We start from the raw sequence: 16,664 nt of genomic DNA, 5'->3' as shown, positions 1-16,664 counted from the left end.
CTCACGCCTCCTTGAACGGGAAGCCGAGGTGACGAAGGAGCGCCCGGCCCTCAGCGTCGTTGGTCGCCGTGGTGACCACGGTGATGTCCATACCCCGGACACGGTCGATCTTGTCCTGGTCGATCTCGTGGAACATGACCTGCTCCGTGAGACCGAAGGTGTAGTTGCCACGCCCGTCGAACTGCTTGGGGGACAGACCACGGAAGTCGCGGATGCGCGGGAGCGCGAGCGACAGGGTGCGGTCCAGGAACTCCCACATGCGGTCGCCACGGAGCGTGACGTGGGCGCCGATCGGCTGACCCTCACGCAGCTTGAACTGCGCGATGGACTTCCGGGCCTTGGTGATGGCCGGCTTCTGACCGGTGATCGTGGTCAGGTCACGGACGGCACCGTCCATGAGCTTGGAGTCACGGGCGGCGTCGCCGACACCCATGTTCACCACGATCTTGACGAGGCCGGGGATCTGCATGACGTTCTCGTAGGAGAACTCTTCCTGCAGCTTCGACTTGATCTCGTCGCGGTACTTCGTCTTGAGACGCGGAGTGGTGGTGGTCGTCATCAGATGTCCTCACCCGTCCGCTTGGCAACGCGGATCTTGTTGCCCTCGTCGTCGAAGCGGTAACCGACGCGCGTGACGACCTTGTCGCCGTCCTTCTCCACGACCAACTGGACGTTGGAGACGTGGACGGGGGCCTCGGTGGTCACGATGCCGCCGGCCTGCGAGCCGCTGGCGGTCGGGCCGGCCTTCGTGTGCTTCTTGACCCGGTTGACACCCTCGACCAGGACGCGCTCCTCGCGCGGGTAAGCGGCAATGACCTTGCCCTGCTTGCCCTTGTCCTTGCCGGTGATGACCTGAACCAGATCACCCTTCTTGATCTTCATGCTTACAGCACCTCCGGCGCGAGCGAGATGATCTTCATGAACTTCTTCTCGCGCAGCTCACGGCCGACCGGGCCGAAGATACGGGTGCCGCGAGGGTCGCCGTCGTTCTTCAGAATGACGGCGGCGTTCTCGTCGAAGCGGATGTACGAGCCGTCCGGACGGCGGCGCTCCTTGACGGTGCGAACGATGACCGCCTTGACGACGTCACCCTTCTTCACGTTGCCACCGGGGATCGCATCCTTGACGGTGGCGACGATGACGTCACCGATGCCCGCGTAGCGGCGACCAGAGCCACCGAGAACACGGATGGTGAGGATTTCCTTCGCACCCGTGTTGTCGGCGACGCGAAGTCGCGACTCCTGCTGGATCACGTCTATCTCCTGTGTGTCTGCCGGTTCCCGGCAGGGGCTTGACTCTTACGAGGTCGGCCCCTGCCGAGCCTGGCGGAACTGATCCGAGGGGAAACCCCCTCGGACGGAACTATGGGAACTCCCTTGCGGGAATTACCTACTTGGCCTTCTCGAGGATCTCGACGACGCGCCAGCGCTTCGTGGCGGACAGCGGCCGGGTCTCCATGAGGAGGACACGGTCGCCGACACCAGCGGCGTTCTGCTCGTCGTGCGCCTTGAGCTTGTTCGTACGGCGGATGACCTTGCCGTACAGCGCGTGGGTCACGCGGTCCTCGACGGCGACGACGACGGTCTTGTCCATCTTGTCGCTGACGACCAGACCCTGCCGGGTCTTGCGGAAGCCGCGCGCGGCCTTCGTCTCTTCAGTCACGTTGCTGCTCTCGCTCATCAGGCGCTCTCCACCGTCTCGATGCCCAGCTCGCGCTCACGCATCAGGGTGTAGATCCGCGCGATGTCCTTGCGGACGGCCTTCAGCCGGCCGTGGTTCTCGAGCTGTCCCGTCGCCGCCTGGAAGCGGAGGTTGAACAGCTCTTCCTTGGCCTCGCGGAGCTTGTTGAGCAGCTCCTCGTTGCCCAGCTCGCGCAGCTCGGACGCCTTGGTTCCGGCCGACATCACGCTTCACCTGCCTCGCGCCGGACAATGCGGCACTTCATCGGAAGCTTGTGAGCAGCGCGGGTAAGCGCCTCACGCGCAATCTTCTCGTTCGGGAAGGACAGTTCGAACATCACCCGACCGGGCTTGACGTTCGCGACCCACCACTCCGGGGAACCCTTACCGGAACCCATGCGGGTCTCGGCGGGCTTCTTCGTGAGCGGGCGGTCCGGGTAGATGTTGATCCAGACCTTGCCGCCACGCTTGATGTGGCGGGTCATCGCGATACGCGCGGCCTCGATCTGGCGGTTCGTCACATACGCCGGGGTCAGCGCCTGGATGCCGTACTCGCCGAACGCAACCTGCGTACCACCCTTGGACATACCGCTGCGCTTCGGGTGGTGCTGCTTGCGGTGCTTGACCCTACGGGGGATCAGCATTTCGGTCAGGCCTCCGTTCCGGTGCTCTCAGCAGCCGGAGCGGCGGCGGCGGGAGCCTCGGCCTTGGGGGCCTCGGCGGCCGGAGCCGACTGCTGCTGCGGCTTGCGACCGCGACCGCCACGCTCGCCACCGCGGCCACCGCGGGCCGGGCGGTCGTTGCCACCACGGGCCGGGCGGTTGCCGGCGCGGGCAGCGGCGTTCTCGGCGCGGACCTCGGCGATGTTCTTGACATCGCCCTTGTAGATCCAGACCTTCACACCGATACGGCCGAAGGTCGTCTTGGCCTCGAAGAAGCCGTAGTCCACGTTCGCGCGGAGCGTGTGCAGGGGCACACGGCCCTCGCGGTAGAACTCCGAGCGGGACATCTCGGCGCCGCCGAGACGGCCGCCACACTGGATCTTGATGCCCTTGGCGCCCGCCTTCATCGCCGACTGCATGCTCTTGCGCATGGCACGGCGGAAGGAGACGCGGGAGGACAACTGCTCCGCAACGGCCTGGGCCACGAGCTGAGCATCCGTCTCGGGGTTCTTGACCTCGAGGATGTTGAGCTGGACCTGCTTGCCCGTGAGCTTCTCGAGGTCACCGCGGATGCGGTCGGCCTCGGCGCCACGGCGGCCGATGACGATGCCGGGACGAGCGGTGTGGATGTCCACACGCACGCGGTCACGGGTGCGCTCGATCTCCACCTTCGAGATACCGGCGCGCTCCATGCCGGACGTCATCATCCGACGGATGGCGACGTCTTCCTTGACGTAGTCCTTGTACAGCTTGTCGGCGTACCAGCGGGACTTGAAGTCCGTGGTGACACCGAGCCGGAACCCGTGCGGGTTTACCTTCTGGCCCATTACCGGGTTCCTTCCTTGCTGCTGAGGACCACGGTGATGTGGCTGGTCCGCTTACGGATCCGGTAGGCACGGCCCTGAGCACGCGGACGGAACCGCTTCAGGGTCGGGCCCTCATCCACGTACGCCTCGCTGATGACCAGCGAAGAGGCGTCGGTGTGGTCGTAGTTGTGTGCAGCGTTGGCGATGGCGCTGTCCAGCACCTTGCCAACCGGCACGCTCGCGGCCTGCGGGGCGAAACGCAGGACCGCCTGAGCCTCCGTGGCATCCATGCCACGGATGAGGTCCACCACGCGGCGGGCCTTCATGGGCGTGACGCGGATGTACCGCGCCTGGGCCCTGGCTTCCATGGTTGTCCCTTCGGTGTTAGTCACAGTCGTTCACACCCCGCTTAGCGGCGCTTCGACTTGCGGTCGTCCTTGACGTGGCCGCGGAAGGTGCGGGTCGGCGAGAACTCGCCGAGCTTGTGGCCGACCATCGACTCGGTGACGAACACCGGGATGTGGGTCTTGCCGTTGTGCACCGCGATCGTGTGGCCGAGCATCGCCGGGACGATCATCGAGCGGCGGGACCAGGTCTTGATGACGTTCTTGGTGCCGGCTTCGTTCTGGGCGTCCACCTTCTTGACAAGGTGGTCGTCGACGAAGGGCCCCTTCTTCAGACTACGAGGCATCTCAACCCGTCCTTAGCGCTTCTTGTTCGTCTTGCGGCGGCGGACGATGTACTTGTTGCTCGCCTTGTTGCGATCACGAGTACGCATTTCCTTCTTGCCCCAGGGCGACACCGGGTGACGGCCACCCGAGGTCTTGCCCTCGCCACCACCGTGGGGGTGGTCAACCGGGTTCATCACGACACCGCGCACGGTCGGGCGAACGCCCTTCCAGCGCATACGGCCGGCCTTGCCCCAGTTGATGTTCGACTGCTCGGCGTTGCCGACCTCGCCGACCGTGGCGCGGCAGCGCACGTCGACCAGGCGGATCTCACCGGACGGCATACGAAGGTGGGCCATCGAGCCCTCCTTCGCCAGCAGTTGCACGGAGGCACCCGCGGAACGGGCGAACTTGGCACCGCCGCCCGGACGGAGCTCGATCGCGTGGATCGTGGTACCGACCGGGATGTTGCGCAGCGCGAGGTTGTTGCCGGGCTTGATGTCGGCGCCGGGGCCGTTCTCAATCCGGTCACCCTGCGTCAGGCCGCGCGGAGCGATGATGTAGCGCTTCTCGCCGTCTGCGTAGTGCAGCAGGGCGATACGCGCGGTGCGGTTCGGGTCGTACTCGATGTGCGCGACCTTCGCCGGCACGCCGTCCTTGTCGTGACGACGGAAGTCGATCACACGGTAGGCGCGCTTGTGTCCGCCACCCTGGTGGCGAACGGTCACACGACCGGCGTTGTTACGGCCGCCCTTGCTGTGCAGCGGGCGGACCAGCGACTTCTCCGGCGTGGACCGCGTGACCTCGACGAAGTCGGCGACGGAGGAGCCTCGGCGGCCCGGCGTCGTCGGCTTGTACTTGCGGATTCCCATTTCTCAGTCCTCGTCCGATATTCGGACCAGGGCGCTCCGTTAGGAGGCCTGGCCGAAGATGTCGATACGGTCGCCCTCAGCGAGGGTCACGATCGCGCGCTTGGAGTCGGCACGCTTGCCGAAACCGGTGCGGGTGCGCTTGCGCTTGCCCTGGCGGTTGAGCGTGTTGACGCCGGTGACCTTGACCGAGAAGACCGCCTCGACGGCCTGCTTGATCTGGGTCTTGTTGGCGCCCGGCGCGACGACGAAGGTGTACTTGCCCTCGTCGAGCAGCGCGTAGCTCTTCTCCGAGACGACCGGCTTGACGAGGACGTCACGGTGGTCCGTGAAGCTCTTGCTCAGCGGCGTCTCAACGGTGTTCTTGCCCTCGGTGGCGTGGCGACGCGCCTTGGCGACGCGCGCGGCCTTGGCGGCCTTGGCCGCCTTCGAGGCGATAGCGGGGTGACGGATGGCCATCAGACCTCGCTCCCTTCGGTGTCGTTGGCCTTCGGGCCGGACACGAAGGACTCGAGCGCGGCCTGGGTGAAGACCACGTCGTCCGAGACGAGAACGTCGTACGTGTTGAGCTGGCCCGGCTCCAGGATGTGGACCTGGGGCAGGTTGCGCGCGGACAGCAGCGCGGCCTCGTCCGAGCGCTCGATGACCAGGAGCACGTTCTTGCGCTCACTGATCTTGCCGAGCAGGCTCTTCGCGGCCTTGGTGGACGGCGCCTCGCCCTCGATCACGCCGGAGACGACGTGGATGCGAGCGTTGCGGGCCCGGTCGGTGAGGGCGTGGCGCAGGGCCGCGGCCTTCATCTTCTTCGGGGTCCGCTGCGAGTAGTCACGCGGCACGGGGCCGTGGACGACGCCACCGCCGGCGAACTGCGGAGCGCGGGTCGAACCCTGACGGGCGCGGCCGGTGCCCTTCTGGCGGTACGGCTTCTTGCCACCACCGCGGACTTCGCCACGGGTCTTGGTCTTGTGCGTGCCCTGGCGGGCAGCGGCCAGCTGGGCGACAACGACCTGGTGGATCAGCGGAATGCTGATCTTCTCGACGTCGAAGATCTCCGCGGGGAGCTCGACGGTCCCGGCCTTGTCGCCTGCCGGCGAAAGGATGTCAATGGTGCTCATCGGTTCCTCAAGCCCCCTTGGCCGCGGTACGGACCAGGACGAGGCCGCCGTTCGGACCGGGCACCGCTCCCTTGATGAGGAGCAGACCCTTCTCCGCGTCAACGGCGTGAACGGTCAGGTTCTGGGTGGTGACCCGCTCGTTGCCCATGCGACCCGCCATGCGGAGGCCCTTGAACACACGACCCGGGGTGGCGCAGCCACCGATGGAGCCGGGCGAGCGGTGCTTGCGCTGGGTGCCGTGGCTGGAGCCGAGGCCACCGAAGTTGTGGCGCTTCATGACACCGGCGAAGCCCTTGCCCTTGCTCTTGCCGGTGACGTCGACCTTGATGCCGGCCTCGAACACCTCAGCGGTGATCTCCTGGCCGAGGGTGTACTCGCTGGCGTCAGCGGTACGAAGCTCGACGAGGTGGCGGCGGGGGGTGACGTCGGCCTTGGCGAAGTGGCCCTTGAGGGGCTTGTTCACCTTGCGCGGGTCGATCTCGCCGAAGGCGATCTGGACCGACTCGTAGCCGTCGGAGTCATTCGTACGGACCTGGGTCACGACGTTGGGGCCGGCCTTGACGACGGTGACCGGAACAACACGGTTGTTCTCGTCCCACACCTGCGTCATGCCGAGCTTCTCGCCCAGGATGCCCTTGATCTGCTTGTTCATCTTCAGATCACCGGCCCTCAGAGCTTGATCTCGATGTCGACACCGGCCGGGAGGTCGAGTCGCATCAGAGAGTCAACGGTCTTGGGCGTCGGGTCGAGGATGTCGATCAGGCGCTTGTGCGTGCGCATCTCGAAGTGCTCGCGCGAGTCCTTGTACTTGTGCGGCGACTTGATGACGCAGTACACGTTCTTCTCAGTGGGCAGCGGCACCGGGCCCGCGACCGACGCACCAGTACGCGTCACCGTCTCGACGATCTTCTTCGCCGAGGAGTCGATGACCTCGTGGTCGTAGGCCTTGAGCCGGATGCGGATCTTCTGTCCCGCCATGGCTACTTAGTAGTCCTTTGTCTCGAACGCTCTGGCTCCCGGGAGGCCCTTTTTTCTACTTCCATCCGACCCACGCGGTCGGGCGTGTCGCAGTCCCGCTCACACAAGTCTCCCGAAGGATTCCCTGCTAGGGGCTGCGGCCCTGAATGACCGCGGGTCCGGGGGAAGAAACCCACCGGGCGCCTGGCCGAGCCACCGCACCGCACTTCCCGAAAGATTCCCGTACGTCCGCCACAGCGCTGCCTTACGGCAGATGGGGCGACGAGTACTGTGGGACTCGCTTTCAGTTCTCCCGGCGGGAGACGCGCAGCATCGGCACTCAACCGAGCAACCTGAACAGTGTGCCACACCTGGCACGGGGAAGGCCAATCGGGCCGGTTGTCAAGCGGCGCGGCCGCCACCGGGGACCCCGATGGACAAGAGGCCCCACCCGCCGTAGTGGCGAGTGGGGCCTCTTGCTGCGCTCAGTTCAGAGCGACCGGGTCTCCCCGATCCACAAGCAAGAAGGACTTACTTGTTGATCTTGGTGACCTGGCCGGCGCCGACGGTCCGGCCACCCTCACGGATGGCGAACTTCAGGCCCTCCTCCATGGCGACGGGCTGGATGAGCTCCACCTTCATCTCGGTGTTGTCACCCGGCATGACCATCTCGGTGCCCTCGGGGAGGGTCACGACGCCGGTCACGTCCGTCGTACGGAAGTAGAACTGCGGGCGGTAGTTGTTGAAGAACGGGGTGTGACGGCCACCCTCGTCCTTCGACAGGATGTAGGCCTGGGCCTCGAACTCGGTGTGCGGGGTGACCGAACCGGGCTTGATGATGACCTGGCCGCGCTCGACGTCCTCGCGCTTGATGCCGCGGAGCAGCAGACCGACGTTCTCACCGGCCTGGCCCTCGTCGAGCAGCTTGCGGAACATCTCGATGCCGGTGACCGTGGTGGTGGTCTTCTCGTTCTTGATGCCCACGATGTCGACGGTCTCGTTGACCTTGAGGACACCACGCTCGATACGACCGGTGACGACGGTGCCACGGCCGGTGATCGTGAAGACGTCCTCGATCGGCATCAGGAACGGCTTGTCGACGTCACGCTCGGGCTGCGGGATGTTCTCGTCGACGGCCTTCATCAGGTCGAGGACGGTCTTGCCCCACTCGGCGTCGCCCTCGAGCGCCTTGAGCGCCGAGACCTTGACGACCGGAAGGTCGTCGCCCGGGAACTCGTACTCGGAGAGGAGCTCACGGACCTCGAGCTCGACGAGCTCCAGGATCTCCTCGTCGTCCACCATGTCGGCCTTGTTCAGGGCGACGACGATGTACGGAACGCCGACCTGGCGGGCCAGGAGCACGTGCTCCTTGGTCTGCGGCATCGGGCCGTCGGTGGCGGCGACCACGAGGATCGCGCCGTCCATCTGCGCGGCACCCGTGATCATGTTCTTGATGTAGTCCGCGTGACCGGGGCAGTCGACGTGGGCGTAGTGACGCGCCTCGGTCTGGTACTCGACGTGCGCGATGGAGATGGTGATACCGCGCTGGCGCTCCTCGGGAGCCTTGTCGATCTGGTCGAAGGCCGAGGCCTCGTTCAGGTCGGGGTACGCGTCGTGCAGCACCTTGGTAATGGCGGCCGTGAGGGTCGTCTTACCGTGGTCGATGTGACCGATGGTGCCGATGTTGACGTGCGGCTTAGTCCGCTCGAACTTCGCCTTCGCCACTGGGTCCTCCTGTGGAGTGGTTCTGTACGCCTTGCTTCATCGGCGCCAGGTGATCTTTGCTGGGAAGCCAGCCGCCGGGGTTCTCGCCCTGCGGGGTCGAACCCCGGCGGATGGTGTCAAGCCTAAAGCGTGAACTCGGGTGAGTTACTCGCCCTTGGCCTTCGCGATGATCTCCTCGGCGACGTTCCGCGGAACCTCGGCGTAGGAGTCGAACTGCATTGAGTAGCTTGCGCGACCCGACGTCTTGCTGCGGAGGTCTCCGACGTAGCCGAACATCTCCGAGAGGGGCACGAGGCCCTTCACGACGCGAGCGCCGCTGCGCTCCTCCATGGCCTGGATCTGGCCACGGCGGGAGTTGATGTCACCGATGACATCGCCCATGTAGTCCTCGGGCGTGGTGACCTCGACGGCCATCATCGGCTCGAGCAGCACGGGGCTGGCCTTGCGCGCGGCCTCCTTGAAGGCCTGCGAACCGGCGATCTTGAAGGCGAGCTCGGAGGAGTCGACCTCGTGGTAGGCGCCGTCGATGAGCGTGACGCGGACGCCCGTCATCTCGTAGCCCGCCAGGATGCCGAACTGCATGGCCTCCTGCGCACCCGCGTCCACCGAAGGGATGTACTCCTTGGGGATGCGGCCACCGGTGACCTTGTTCACGAACTCGTACGACGCGTCGCCGCCCTCGATGGGCTCGATCGCGATCTGCACCTTCGCGAACTGACCGGTACCACCGGTCTGCTTCTTGTGCGTGAAGTCCACGCGCTCGACGGCCTTGCGGATCGTCTCGCGGTAGGCGACCTGCGGCTTGCCGACGTTCGCCTCGACGCGGAACTCGCGCTTCATGCGGTCGACGAGCACCTCGAGGTGAAGCTCGCCCATACCACCGATGATGGTCTGGCCGGTCTCCTCGTCCGAGTGGACGCGGAAGGAGGGGTCCTCCTCCGAGAGGCGCTGGATGGCGACACCCAGCTTCTCCTGGTCACCCTTGGACTTCGGCTCGATGGCGACCTCGATCACCGGGGCCGGGAAGTCCATGGACTCCAGGATCACCGGGGCCTTGTCGTCGGAGAGCGTCTCACCCGTGGTGGTCTGCTTCAGACCCATGACGGCGACGATGTCACCGGCGCCCACCGACTCGATCTCCTCACGCTTGTTCGCGTGCATGCGGTAGATCTTGCCGATGCGCTCCTTCTTGCCCTTGACGGAGTTCAGCACCGCGGTGCCGGAGTCCAGGCGACCGGAGTAGATCCGGACGAAGGTGAGCTTGCCGAGGTGCGGGTCGCTCGCGATCTTGAACGCGAGGGCCGACAGGGGCTCGTCGTCGGACGGCTTGCGCTTGACGACCAGCTCCGGGTCCTTGACGTCGTGGCCCTCGATGGCCTCGACGTCCAGGGGGGAGGGCAGGTAGCGCACGACCGCGTCGAGCAGGGGCTGGACGCCCTTGTTCTTGAACGCGGTGCCGCAGAACACGGGGGTGACGGTGGTGTCGCCGCCCTTGCCGGAGGCGATGGTGATGCGGCGGATGGCCGCGTAGAGCTGCTCCTCGGTGGGCTCCTGGCCCTCGAGGTACAGCTCCATCATCGCTTCGTCGTTCTCGGCGACGGCCTCAAGCAGCTTGCCGCGCCACTCCTCGGCGGCCTCGGTGTGCGTGGCCGGGATGTCGACGATGTCGTAGGCCTCGCCCATCTTGGTCTCTGCGGACCAGACGAAGGCCTTCATCGTGACGAGGTCGACGACGCCCTTGAAGTCAGCCTCCGCGCCGATGGGGAGCTGCATGACCAGCGGGGTCGCACCGAGGCGGTCGACGATCATGTCGACGCAGCGGTGGAACTCGGCACCCGTGCGGTCGAGCTTGTTGACGAAGCAGATGCGGGGGACGCCGTAGCGGTCCGCCTGACGCCACACGGTCTCGGACTGGGGCTCAACGCCGGCGACGCCGTCGAACACCGTCACGGCACCGTCGAGCACGCGGAGCGAACGCTCCACCTCGACGGTGAAGTCGACGTGGCCCGGGGTGTCGATGATGTTGATCGTGTGATCGACGTCGTTCAGCGGCCAGTGACAGGTGGTGGCAGCAGAGGTGATCGTGATGCCACGCTCCTGCTCCTGCTCCATCCAGTCCATCGTGGCGGCGCCGTCGTGGACCTCACCGATCTTGTACGAGACACCGGTGTAGAACAGGATCCGCTCGGTGGTCGTCGTCTTGCCCGCGTCGATGTGAGCCATGATGCCGATGTTGCGCACCTTGGCCAGGTCAAGTGAAGTGGTAGCCATATCGGCTCAGTCTTCTCTCGGTCTCGATGGGGGTAGCGACTACCAGCGGTAGTGCGCGAAGGCCTTGTTGGACTCGGCCATCTTGTGGGTGTCCTCGCGCTTCTTCACAGCGGCACCGAGGCCGTTGGAGGCGTCGAGGAGCTCGTTGAGCAGACGCTCGGTCATGGTCTTCTCGCGACGGGCGCGGGAGTAACCCACCAGCCAGCGCAGGGCCAGCGTGTTGGCGCGACCGGGCTTGACCTCGATCGGCACCTGGTAGGTCGCACCACCGACGCGGCGGGACTTGACCTCGAGGGTCGGCTTGATGTTCTCAAGCGCGCGCTTCAGCGTGATGACCGGGTCGTTGCCCGTCTTCTCACGCAGACCCTCCATGGCGCCGTAGACGATGCGCTCGGCGGTGGAGCGCTTGCCGTTCAGCAGCACCTTGTTGATGAGGGAGGTCACCAGAGGAGAGCCGTAGACCGGGTCGATGATGACCGGGCGCTTCGGGGCGGGGCCCTTACGAGGCATTCTTACTTCTCCTTCTTGGCGCCGTAGCGGCTGCGGGCCTGCTTGCGGTTCTTGACACCCTGGGTGTCGAGCGAACCGCGGATGATCTTGTAGCGAACACCCGGCAGGTCCTTCACACGGCCGCCGCGCACGAGCACGATGGAGTGCTCCTGCAGGTTGTGTCCCTCACCCGGAATGTAGGCCGTGACCTCGATGCCAGAGGTCAGACGCACACGCGCGACCTTACGCAGGGCCGAGTTCGGCTTCTTCGGGGTGGTCGTGAACACACGCGTGCAGACGCCGCGGCGCTGAGGGGAACCCTCGAGTGCGGGCGTCTTGTTCTTCTCGACCTTGTCCTGCCGGCCCTTCCGGACCAGCTGCTGGATCGTAGGCACTACTTCTCCGGTTTCTGTGTGCCGAATAGTAAAGCTAACCTGGAACTTTGCCGACCCACGCGGTCGGGTGTGTCGAATGCCGCGGACTCCCGCCGAGGACGAGGAGGACGCAGATTGCGGTGGCCGGATCGGACTCGCCGTGCGGTTGAGGACACGCACACGAGCCCAGGCACACCCCAGGCACAAGGTCTGAGCGTACCTACCTCATTGGCTGCGGTCAAAACAAATACCCCGCAGTCCGGACACACCGGCGGAAGGGCTGGACTTTCCCCCGTGCCGCCGAGCCTCCCGGTCAGCCCGCCGAGCTCCCCCGGTCAGCCCGAGGACGCCGAAACGATCAACAGCAGCAGCAGCGCCCACCCCACGATCGACAGATACCCGAGCACAAGCCCCGCCACCGCCATCCCGTCGCCGCCCTCATGGGTGCGCCGGATCTCCGAGCGGGCCATGTGGCCGAGGATGACCGCGGGCACGGCGGTGGCGCCGACGGTGAAGAACGTGCCGATGCCGCAGGCGAGGGCGGCACCGGCCTTGCCGTTGGTGGGCGGTGCCACGGGCAGGAAGGTGGGCGGCACGTACTGCGGAGCGGGCTGCTGGAAGCCGATGGGGCCCTGCGGCAGGTCGGCGACGAGCAGGCCCAGCTCCCCCACCGTGCGGGCCTGGTAGGCACGCTCCACGCGCCGCTCGTACTCGTCCTGCTGGAGGCGTCCCTCGGCGAAACCCGCCCGCAGCACATCGACCGCGCGTTCGCGGTCGGAGTGCCCGGCGAGCATCGACGGCGGCCCCTGCGGCCCGAAGTGCATGGGCGGCCGGCCGGGCTGTCCGGACTGCGCGGGCAGCCCCTGCCCGGGCGGCCACGGACCTGGCTGCCACGACGGATTCGTCACGCACGCCTCCCCCGAGAAGATGTGTGCCCCCCATCATGCGCCAACGCGCCGCGGGGCGGCCACCCGGCCGCTGCCGGATGTCCGCCCCGCGGGGTGCGCTGTGTGCTCTTACTGGTTGTACGGACCGTAGTCGTAGTCCTCAAGCGGCACGGCCTGACCCGAACCCGTCCCGAAGGGCGAGTAGTCGATGTCGTCGTAGCCGACGGCCGAGTACATCGCGGCCTTGGCCTCCTCGGTCGGCTCGACCCGGATGTTGCGGTAGCGGGAGAGACCCGTACCGGCCGGGATGAGCTTACCGATGATGACGTTCTCCTTGAGGCCGATGAGGCTGTCGGACTTGGCGTTGATCGCCGCGTCCGTCAGCACTCGGGTCGTCTCCTGGAAGGAGGCGGCCGACAGCCAGGACTCCGTCGCCAGCGAGGCCTTGGTGATACCCATGAGCTGCGGACGGCCGGAGGCGGGGTGACCGCCCTCGGTGACCACCCGACGGTTCTCGGTCTCGAACTTCGAGCGCTCGACGAGCTCGCCAGGAAGCAGCTCCGCGTCGCCGGACTCGATGATCGTCACACGGCGCAGCATCTGCCGGATGATGATCTCGATGTGCTTGTCGTGGATCGACACGCCCTGCGAGTTGTAGACCTTCTGGACCTCTCCGACCAGGTGGACCTGGACGGCGCGCTGGCCGAGGATCCGGAGCACGTCGTGCGGGTTGGTGGCACCGACGGTGAGCTTCTGGCCCACCTCGACCGCGTCGCCCTCGCCCACCAGGAGACGGGCACGCTTCGAGATCGGGAACGCCGTCTCGTCGCTGCCGTCGTCCGGGGTGACGACGAGCTTCTTGGTCTTCTCGGTCTCCTCGATCCGGACGCGGCCCTTCGCCTCCGAGATCGGGGCGACACCCTTCGGCGTACGGGCTTCGAAGAGCTCGACGACTCGGGGCAGACCCTGGGTGATGTCGTCACCGGCCACACCACCGGTGTGGAAGGTACGCATCGTGAGCTGGGTACCGGGCTCACCGATGGACTGGGCGGCGATGATGCCGACCGCCTCACCGATGTCGACCAGCTTGCCGGTGGCCAGCGAGCGGCCGTAGCAGAAGGCACAGGTGCCGACCGCGGACTCGCAGGTCAGGACCGAGCGGGTCTTGACCTCCTCGACGCCGTTGGTGACCAGGGCGTCGATGAGCACGTCACCGAGGTCGACGTTGGCCGGCGCGATGACCTTGCCGTCGATGACGACGTCCTCGGCCAGCATGCGGGCGTACACCGACGTCTCGACGTTCTCCGTCTTGCGGAGCACGCCGTCCTCGCCACGGACCGCGATCTTCAGCTTCAGACCGCGCTCGGTGCCACAGTCCTCCTCGCGAATGATGACGTCCTGGGAGACGTCGACCAGACGACGGGTGAGGTAACCGGAGTCGGCGGTACGCAGAGCGGTGTCCGCCAGACCCTTACGGGCACCGTGGGTGGAGATGAAGTACTCGAGGACGGAGAGGCCCTCACGGAACGAGGCCTTGATCGGACGCGGGATGGTCTCGTTCTTCGCGTTCGACACCAGACCACGCATACCGGCGATCTGCCGCATCTGCATCATGTTTCCTCGGGCACCCGAGTCAACCATCATGAAGATGGGGTTGGTCTTGGGGAAGTTCGCGTTCATCGCCTCGGCGACCTCGTTGGTCGCCTTGGTCCAGATCGCGATGAGCTCCTGCGTGCGCTCTTCCTTGGTGATCAGACCGCGCTCGTACTGCTTCTGGACCTTCTCGTCCTGGGCCTCGTAACCCTTGACGATCTCCACCTTCGCCTCAGGGACGACGATGTCGGAGATGGCCACGGTGACACCGGAACGGGTCGCCCAGTAGAAGCCCGCCGCCTTCAGGTTGTCGAGCGTCGCCGCCACGATGACCTTGGGGTAGCGCTCGGCCAGGTCGTTGACGATCTCGGAGAGCTGCTTCTTGCCCACCGAGTAGTCGACGAACGGGTAGTCCTCGGGCAGCAGCTCGTTGAAGAGCGCGCGGCCCAGGGTCGTCCGCAGCCGGAAGCTGTCGCCCTGCTGGTAGGCCCGCTCGCCGCTGAGGTCGTCGCCCTCCTCGCTGACCGGCGGCGTCCAGCCGCGGGGCGGGAAGGTGCCGACCGGGAAGCGGATGTCGACCTTCGCCTGGAGCGAGAGCTCCTTGGCGTCGAACGCCATGATCGCCTCGGCCGTGGAGCCGAAGGACCGGCCCTCGCCGATGACCTCGCGCTCCTCCTCGTCCGTGGTGAGGAAGAAGAGGCCGAGCACCATGTCCTGGGTGGGCATGGTGACGGGGCGGCCGTCGGCGGGCTTGAGGATGTTGTTCGAGGACAGCATCAGGATGCGGGCCTCGGCCTGCGCCTCCGCGGAGAGCGGCAGGTGCACGGCCATCTGGTCACCGTCGAAGTCCGCGTTGAACGCGGTGCACACGAGCGGGTGGATCTGGATGGCCTTGCCCTCGACCAACTGCGGCTCGAAGGCCTGGATGCCGAGGCGGTGCAGCGTGGGCGCACGGTTCAGGAGAACCGGGTGCTCGGCGATGACCTCTTCGAGGACGTCGTACACGACCGTGCGGCCGCGCTCGACCATCCGCTTGGCCGACTTGATGTTCTGCGCGTGGTTCAGGTCGACCAGGCGCTTCATCACGAACGGCTTGAACAGCTCAAGCGCCATCGCCTTCGGCAGACCGCACTGGTGCAGCTTGAGCTGCGGACCGACGACGATCACGGAACGCGCGGAGTAGTCCACACGCTTGCCGAGGAGGTTCTGACGGAAGCGGCCCTGCTTGCCCTTGAGCATGTCGGACAGCGACTTCAGCGGACGGTTGCCGGGGCCCGTGACCGGGCGACCACGACGGCCGTTGTCGAAGAGCGCGTCGACGGCCTCCTGGAGCATGCGCTTCTCGTTGTTCACGATGATCTCGGGCGCGCCGAGGTCGAGAAGCCGCTTCAGGCGGTTGTTGCGGTTGATGACGCGGCGGTACAGGTCGTTGAGGTCGGAGGTCGCGAAGCGGCCACCGTCGAGCTGCACCATCGGACGCAGGTCCGGCGGGATGACCGGCACGCAGTCGAGCACCATGCCCTTGGGGCTGTTGGACGTCTGCAGGAACGCGGAGACGACCTTGAGGCGCTTGAGCGCACGGGTCTTCTTCTGGCCCTTGCCGGTGCGGATGATCTCGCGGAGGCGCTCGGCCTCCTCGTCGAGGTCGAAGGACTCCAGGCGCTTCTGCAGCGCCGCGGCACCCATCGAGCCGTCGAAGTACGTGCCGAAGCGGTCACGCAGCTCGCGGTAGAGCAACTCGTCGCCCTCAAGGTCCTGGACCTTGAGGTTCTTGAAGCGGCTCCACACCTCGTCGAGACGGTCGATCTCGCGCTGCGCACGGTCGCGCAACTGCTTCATCTCGCGCTCGGCGCCTTCGCGCACCTTGCGGCGTACGTCGGCCTTGGCGCCCTCGGCCTCCAGCTCGGCCAGGTCGGTCTCGAGCTTCTTGGCGCGGCCTTCGAGGTCGGCGTCGCGGCGGTTCTCGATCTGCTGGCGCTCCACGGAGACGTGCGCCTCCAGGGAGGGCAGGTCGCGGGTGCGGCGCTCCTCGTCCACGAACGTGATCATGTACGCGGCGAAGTAGATGACCTTCTCGAGGTCCTTCGGCGCGAGGTCGAGGAGGTAGCCGAGGCGCGACGGGACGCCCTTGAAGTACCAGATGTGCGTGACGGGCGCGGCAAGCTCGATGTGGCCCATCCGCTCACGGCGCACCTTGGCGCGAGTGACCTCGACGCCGCAGCGCTCACAGATGATGCCCTTGAATCGGACACGCTTGTACTTGCCGCAGTAGCACTCCCAGTCCCGGGTCGGACCGAAGATCTTCTCGCAGAAGAGTCCGTCCTTCTCGGGCTTCAGGGTGCGGTAGTTGATGGTCTCCGGCTTCTTGACCTCGCCGTGGGACCACTGTCGGATGTCGTCCGCGGTGGCAAGGCCGATCCGCAGCTCGTCGAAGAAGTTGACGTCGAGCACTTTGTCGTCAATCCCTCTTTCGGGGTTGTGCCCCTCGCGTTAGCGAGTAAAAAGGCGCTTCATCATGGTCTGTACGGGTCCGGGGCAAGGCCGGGACCTCACGAGTGAGGTCCCGACC

The 16,664-nt window shown here is 66.2% G+C and carries 20 protein-coding genes; all 20 read right to left on the bottom strand.

Translation table 11 applies throughout. The annotated features are described in order from the left end of the window. Nucleotide 1: 1 nt before the first annotated feature. The 20 genes from rplE to IG78_RS0125770 all read right to left on the bottom strand — a co-directional run bounded on the left by rplE (nucleotide 2) and on the right by IG78_RS0125770 (nucleotide 16,546). Nucleotides 2-559: a 50S ribosomal protein L5 gene (rplE, locus tag IG78_RS0125865; protein WP_030567269.1), complete on the bottom strand. Its 558-nt coding sequence runs from the start codon at nucleotides 557-559 to the stop codon at nucleotides 2-4. Next, nucleotides 559-882 (bottom strand): 50S ribosomal protein L24, encoded by a 324-nt coding sequence (gene rplX / locus IG78_RS0125860; RefSeq protein ID WP_030567267.1) that lies wholly within the window; start codon nucleotides 880-882, stop codon nucleotides 559-561. The genes rplE and rplX overlap by 1 nt, the downstream gene beginning before the upstream one ends. A gap of 2 nt (nucleotides 883-884) precedes the next feature. Next, on the bottom strand, nucleotides 885-1,253 hold the full coding sequence (gene rplN, locus IG78_RS0125855; RefSeq protein WP_003974257.1) for a 50S ribosomal protein L14: 369 nt from the start codon (nucleotides 1,251-1,253) through the stop codon (nucleotides 885-887). A gap of 136 nt (nucleotides 1,254-1,389) precedes the next feature. Next, the gene (gene rpsQ, locus IG78_RS0125850; protein ID WP_030567265.1) at nucleotides 1,390-1,680 is read right to left on the bottom strand and encodes a 30S ribosomal protein S17; all 291 of its coding nucleotides are present in this window, start codon (nucleotides 1,678-1,680) and stop codon (nucleotides 1,390-1,392) included. Next, nucleotides 1,680-1,904, bottom strand: coding sequence for a 50S ribosomal protein L29 (gene rpmC / locus IG78_RS0125845; protein WP_010036720.1), 225 nt, complete (start codon nucleotides 1,902-1,904; stop codon nucleotides 1,680-1,682). The genes rpsQ and rpmC overlap by 1 nt, the downstream gene beginning before the upstream one ends. Next, the gene (rplP, locus tag IG78_RS0125840) at nucleotides 1,904-2,323 is read right to left on the bottom strand and encodes a 50S ribosomal protein L16 (RefSeq protein ID WP_030567262.1); all 420 of its coding nucleotides are present in this window, start codon (nucleotides 2,321-2,323) and stop codon (nucleotides 1,904-1,906) included. Before rplP ends, rpmC begins: the two co-directional genes overlap by 1 nt. 5 nt (nucleotides 2,324-2,328) lie before the next feature. After that, the gene (gene rpsC / locus IG78_RS0125835; protein WP_030567260.1) at nucleotides 2,329-3,168 is read right to left on the bottom strand and encodes a 30S ribosomal protein S3; all 840 of its coding nucleotides are present in this window, start codon (nucleotides 3,166-3,168) and stop codon (nucleotides 2,329-2,331) included. Further along, nucleotides 3,168-3,515 carry a 50S ribosomal protein L22 gene (rplV, locus tag IG78_RS0125830; RefSeq protein WP_030567258.1) on the bottom strand — a complete coding sequence of 116 codons (348 nt, stop codon included), beginning with the start codon at nucleotides 3,513-3,515 and terminating at the stop codon, nucleotides 3,168-3,170. Before rplV ends, rpsC begins: the two co-directional genes overlap by 1 nt. A gap of 41 nt (nucleotides 3,516-3,556) precedes the next feature. Next, nucleotides 3,557-3,838 (bottom strand): 30S ribosomal protein S19, encoded by a 282-nt coding sequence (rpsS, locus tag IG78_RS0125825; RefSeq protein ID WP_030567256.1) that lies wholly within the window; start codon nucleotides 3,836-3,838, stop codon nucleotides 3,557-3,559. 12 nt (nucleotides 3,839-3,850) lie between these two features. Next, complete coding sequence (gene rplB, locus IG78_RS0125820; protein WP_030567254.1) at nucleotides 3,851-4,687, bottom strand: 50S ribosomal protein L2; 837 nt, start codon at nucleotides 4,685-4,687, stop codon at nucleotides 3,851-3,853. 39 nt (nucleotides 4,688-4,726) lie between these two features. Then, complete coding sequence (gene rplW, locus IG78_RS0125815) at nucleotides 4,727-5,143, bottom strand: 50S ribosomal protein L23 (protein WP_030567252.1); 417 nt, start codon at nucleotides 5,141-5,143, stop codon at nucleotides 4,727-4,729. Then, on the bottom strand, nucleotides 5,143-5,799 hold the full coding sequence (gene rplD, locus IG78_RS0125810; protein WP_030567250.1) for a 50S ribosomal protein L4: 657 nt from the start codon (nucleotides 5,797-5,799) through the stop codon (nucleotides 5,143-5,145). The genes rplW and rplD overlap by 1 nt, the downstream gene beginning before the upstream one ends. Nucleotides 5,800-5,806: 7 nt before the next feature. Further along, nucleotides 5,807-6,451 (bottom strand): 50S ribosomal protein L3, encoded by a 645-nt coding sequence (gene rplC / locus IG78_RS0125805; protein WP_030567248.1) that lies wholly within the window; start codon nucleotides 6,449-6,451, stop codon nucleotides 5,807-5,809. Nucleotides 6,452-6,468: 17 nt separating this feature from the next. Then, a complete protein-coding gene (gene rpsJ / locus IG78_RS0125800) occupies nucleotides 6,469-6,777 on the bottom strand; it encodes a 30S ribosomal protein S10 (RefSeq protein WP_003948644.1) in 309 nt (102 codons plus the stop codon). Between the two features lie 510 nt (nucleotides 6,778-7,287). Next, nucleotides 7,288-8,481 (bottom strand): elongation factor Tu, encoded by a 1,194-nt coding sequence (gene tuf, locus IG78_RS0125795; RefSeq protein ID WP_030567246.1) that lies wholly within the window; start codon nucleotides 8,479-8,481, stop codon nucleotides 7,288-7,290. Nucleotides 8,482-8,625: 144 nt separating this feature from the next. Beyond that, on the bottom strand, nucleotides 8,626-10,752 hold the full coding sequence (gene fusA, locus IG78_RS0125790; RefSeq protein WP_030567244.1) for an elongation factor G: 2,127 nt from the start codon (nucleotides 10,750-10,752) through the stop codon (nucleotides 8,626-8,628). A 39-nt stretch (nucleotides 10,753-10,791) separates the two neighbouring features. Further along, complete coding sequence (rpsG, locus tag IG78_RS0125785) at nucleotides 10,792-11,262, bottom strand: 30S ribosomal protein S7 (protein ID WP_003974303.1); 471 nt, start codon at nucleotides 11,260-11,262, stop codon at nucleotides 10,792-10,794. 2 nt (nucleotides 11,263-11,264) lie between these two features. Continuing rightward, the gene (rpsL, locus tag IG78_RS0125780; RefSeq protein WP_003948652.1) at nucleotides 11,265-11,636 is read right to left on the bottom strand and encodes a 30S ribosomal protein S12; all 372 of its coding nucleotides are present in this window, start codon (nucleotides 11,634-11,636) and stop codon (nucleotides 11,265-11,267) included. Nucleotides 11,637-11,950: 314 nt separating this feature from the next. Further along, entirely contained in the window at nucleotides 11,951-12,523 is a 573-nt protein-coding gene (locus IG78_RS0125775; protein ID WP_225882214.1) for a DUF1707 and DUF4190 domain-containing protein, read from the bottom strand. 108 nt (nucleotides 12,524-12,631) lie between these two features. Continuing rightward, a complete protein-coding gene (locus tag IG78_RS0125770; RefSeq protein WP_030567239.1) occupies nucleotides 12,632-16,546 on the bottom strand; it encodes a DNA-directed RNA polymerase subunit beta' in 3,915 nt (1,304 codons plus the stop codon). Between the last annotated feature and the right edge of the window lie 118 nt (nucleotides 16,547-16,664).

Origin of the sequence: Streptomyces aureocirculatus, assembly GCF_000720475.1 — a bacterium.
Taxonomy (GTDB): Bacteria; Actinomycetota; Actinomycetes; order Streptomycetales; family Streptomycetaceae; genus Streptomyces; species Streptomyces aureocirculatus.
The sequence above is the reverse complement of the archived record's forward strand: the minus strand, read 5'-3'. Positions and strand labels throughout refer to the sequence as shown.

What these genes read in the sequence shown, in the direction of transcription:
- rplE (WP_030567269.1), bottom strand. Translation starts at nt 559, where the DNA reads ATGACGACCACCACCACTCCGCGTCTCAAGACGAAGTACCGCGACGAG.
- rplX (WP_030567267.1), bottom strand. Translation starts at nt 882, where the DNA reads ATGAAGATCAAGAAGGGTGATCTGGTTCAGGTCATCACCGGCAAGGAC.
- rpsQ (WP_030567265.1), bottom strand. Translation starts at nt 1,680, where the DNA reads ATGAGCGAGAGCAGCAACGTGACTGAAGAGACGAAGGCCGCGCGCGGC.
- rpmC (WP_010036720.1), bottom strand. Translation starts at nt 1,904, where the DNA reads ATGTCGGCCGGAACCAAGGCGTCCGAGCTGCGCGAGCTGGGCAACGAG.
- rplP (WP_030567262.1), bottom strand. Translation starts at nt 2,323, where the DNA reads ATGCTGATCCCCCGTAGGGTCAAGCACCGCAAGCAGCACCACCCGAAG.
- rpsC (WP_030567260.1), bottom strand. Translation starts at nt 3,168, where the DNA reads ATGGGCCAGAAGGTAAACCCGCACGGGTTCCGGCTCGGTGTCACCACG.
- rplV (WP_030567258.1), bottom strand. Translation starts at nt 3,515, where the DNA reads ATGGAAGCCAGGGCCCAGGCGCGGTACATCCGCGTCACGCCCATGAAG.
- rpsS (WP_030567256.1), bottom strand. Translation starts at nt 3,838, where the DNA reads ATGCCTCGTAGTCTGAAGAAGGGGCCCTTCGTCGACGACCACCTTGTC.
- rplB (WP_030567254.1), bottom strand. Translation starts at nt 4,687, where the DNA reads ATGGGAATCCGCAAGTACAAGCCGACGACGCCGGGCCGCCGAGGCTCC.
- rplW (WP_030567252.1), bottom strand. Translation starts at nt 5,143, where the DNA reads ATGGCCATCCGTCACCCCGCTATCGCCTCGAAGGCGGCCAAGGCCGCC.
- rplD (WP_030567250.1), bottom strand. Translation starts at nt 5,799, where the DNA reads ATGAGCACCATTGACATCCTTTCGCCGGCAGGCGACAAGGCCGGGACC.
- rplC (WP_030567248.1), bottom strand. Translation starts at nt 6,451, where the DNA reads ATGAACAAGCAGATCAAGGGCATCCTGGGCGAGAAGCTCGGCATGACG.
- rpsJ (WP_003948644.1), bottom strand. Translation starts at nt 6,777, where the DNA reads ATGGCGGGACAGAAGATCCGCATCCGGCTCAAGGCCTACGACCACGAG.
- fusA (WP_030567244.1), bottom strand. Translation starts at nt 10,752, where the DNA reads ATGGCTACCACTTCACTTGACCTGGCCAAGGTGCGCAACATCGGCATC.
- rpsG (WP_003974303.1), bottom strand. Translation starts at nt 11,262, where the DNA reads ATGCCTCGTAAGGGCCCCGCCCCGAAGCGCCCGGTCATCATCGACCCG.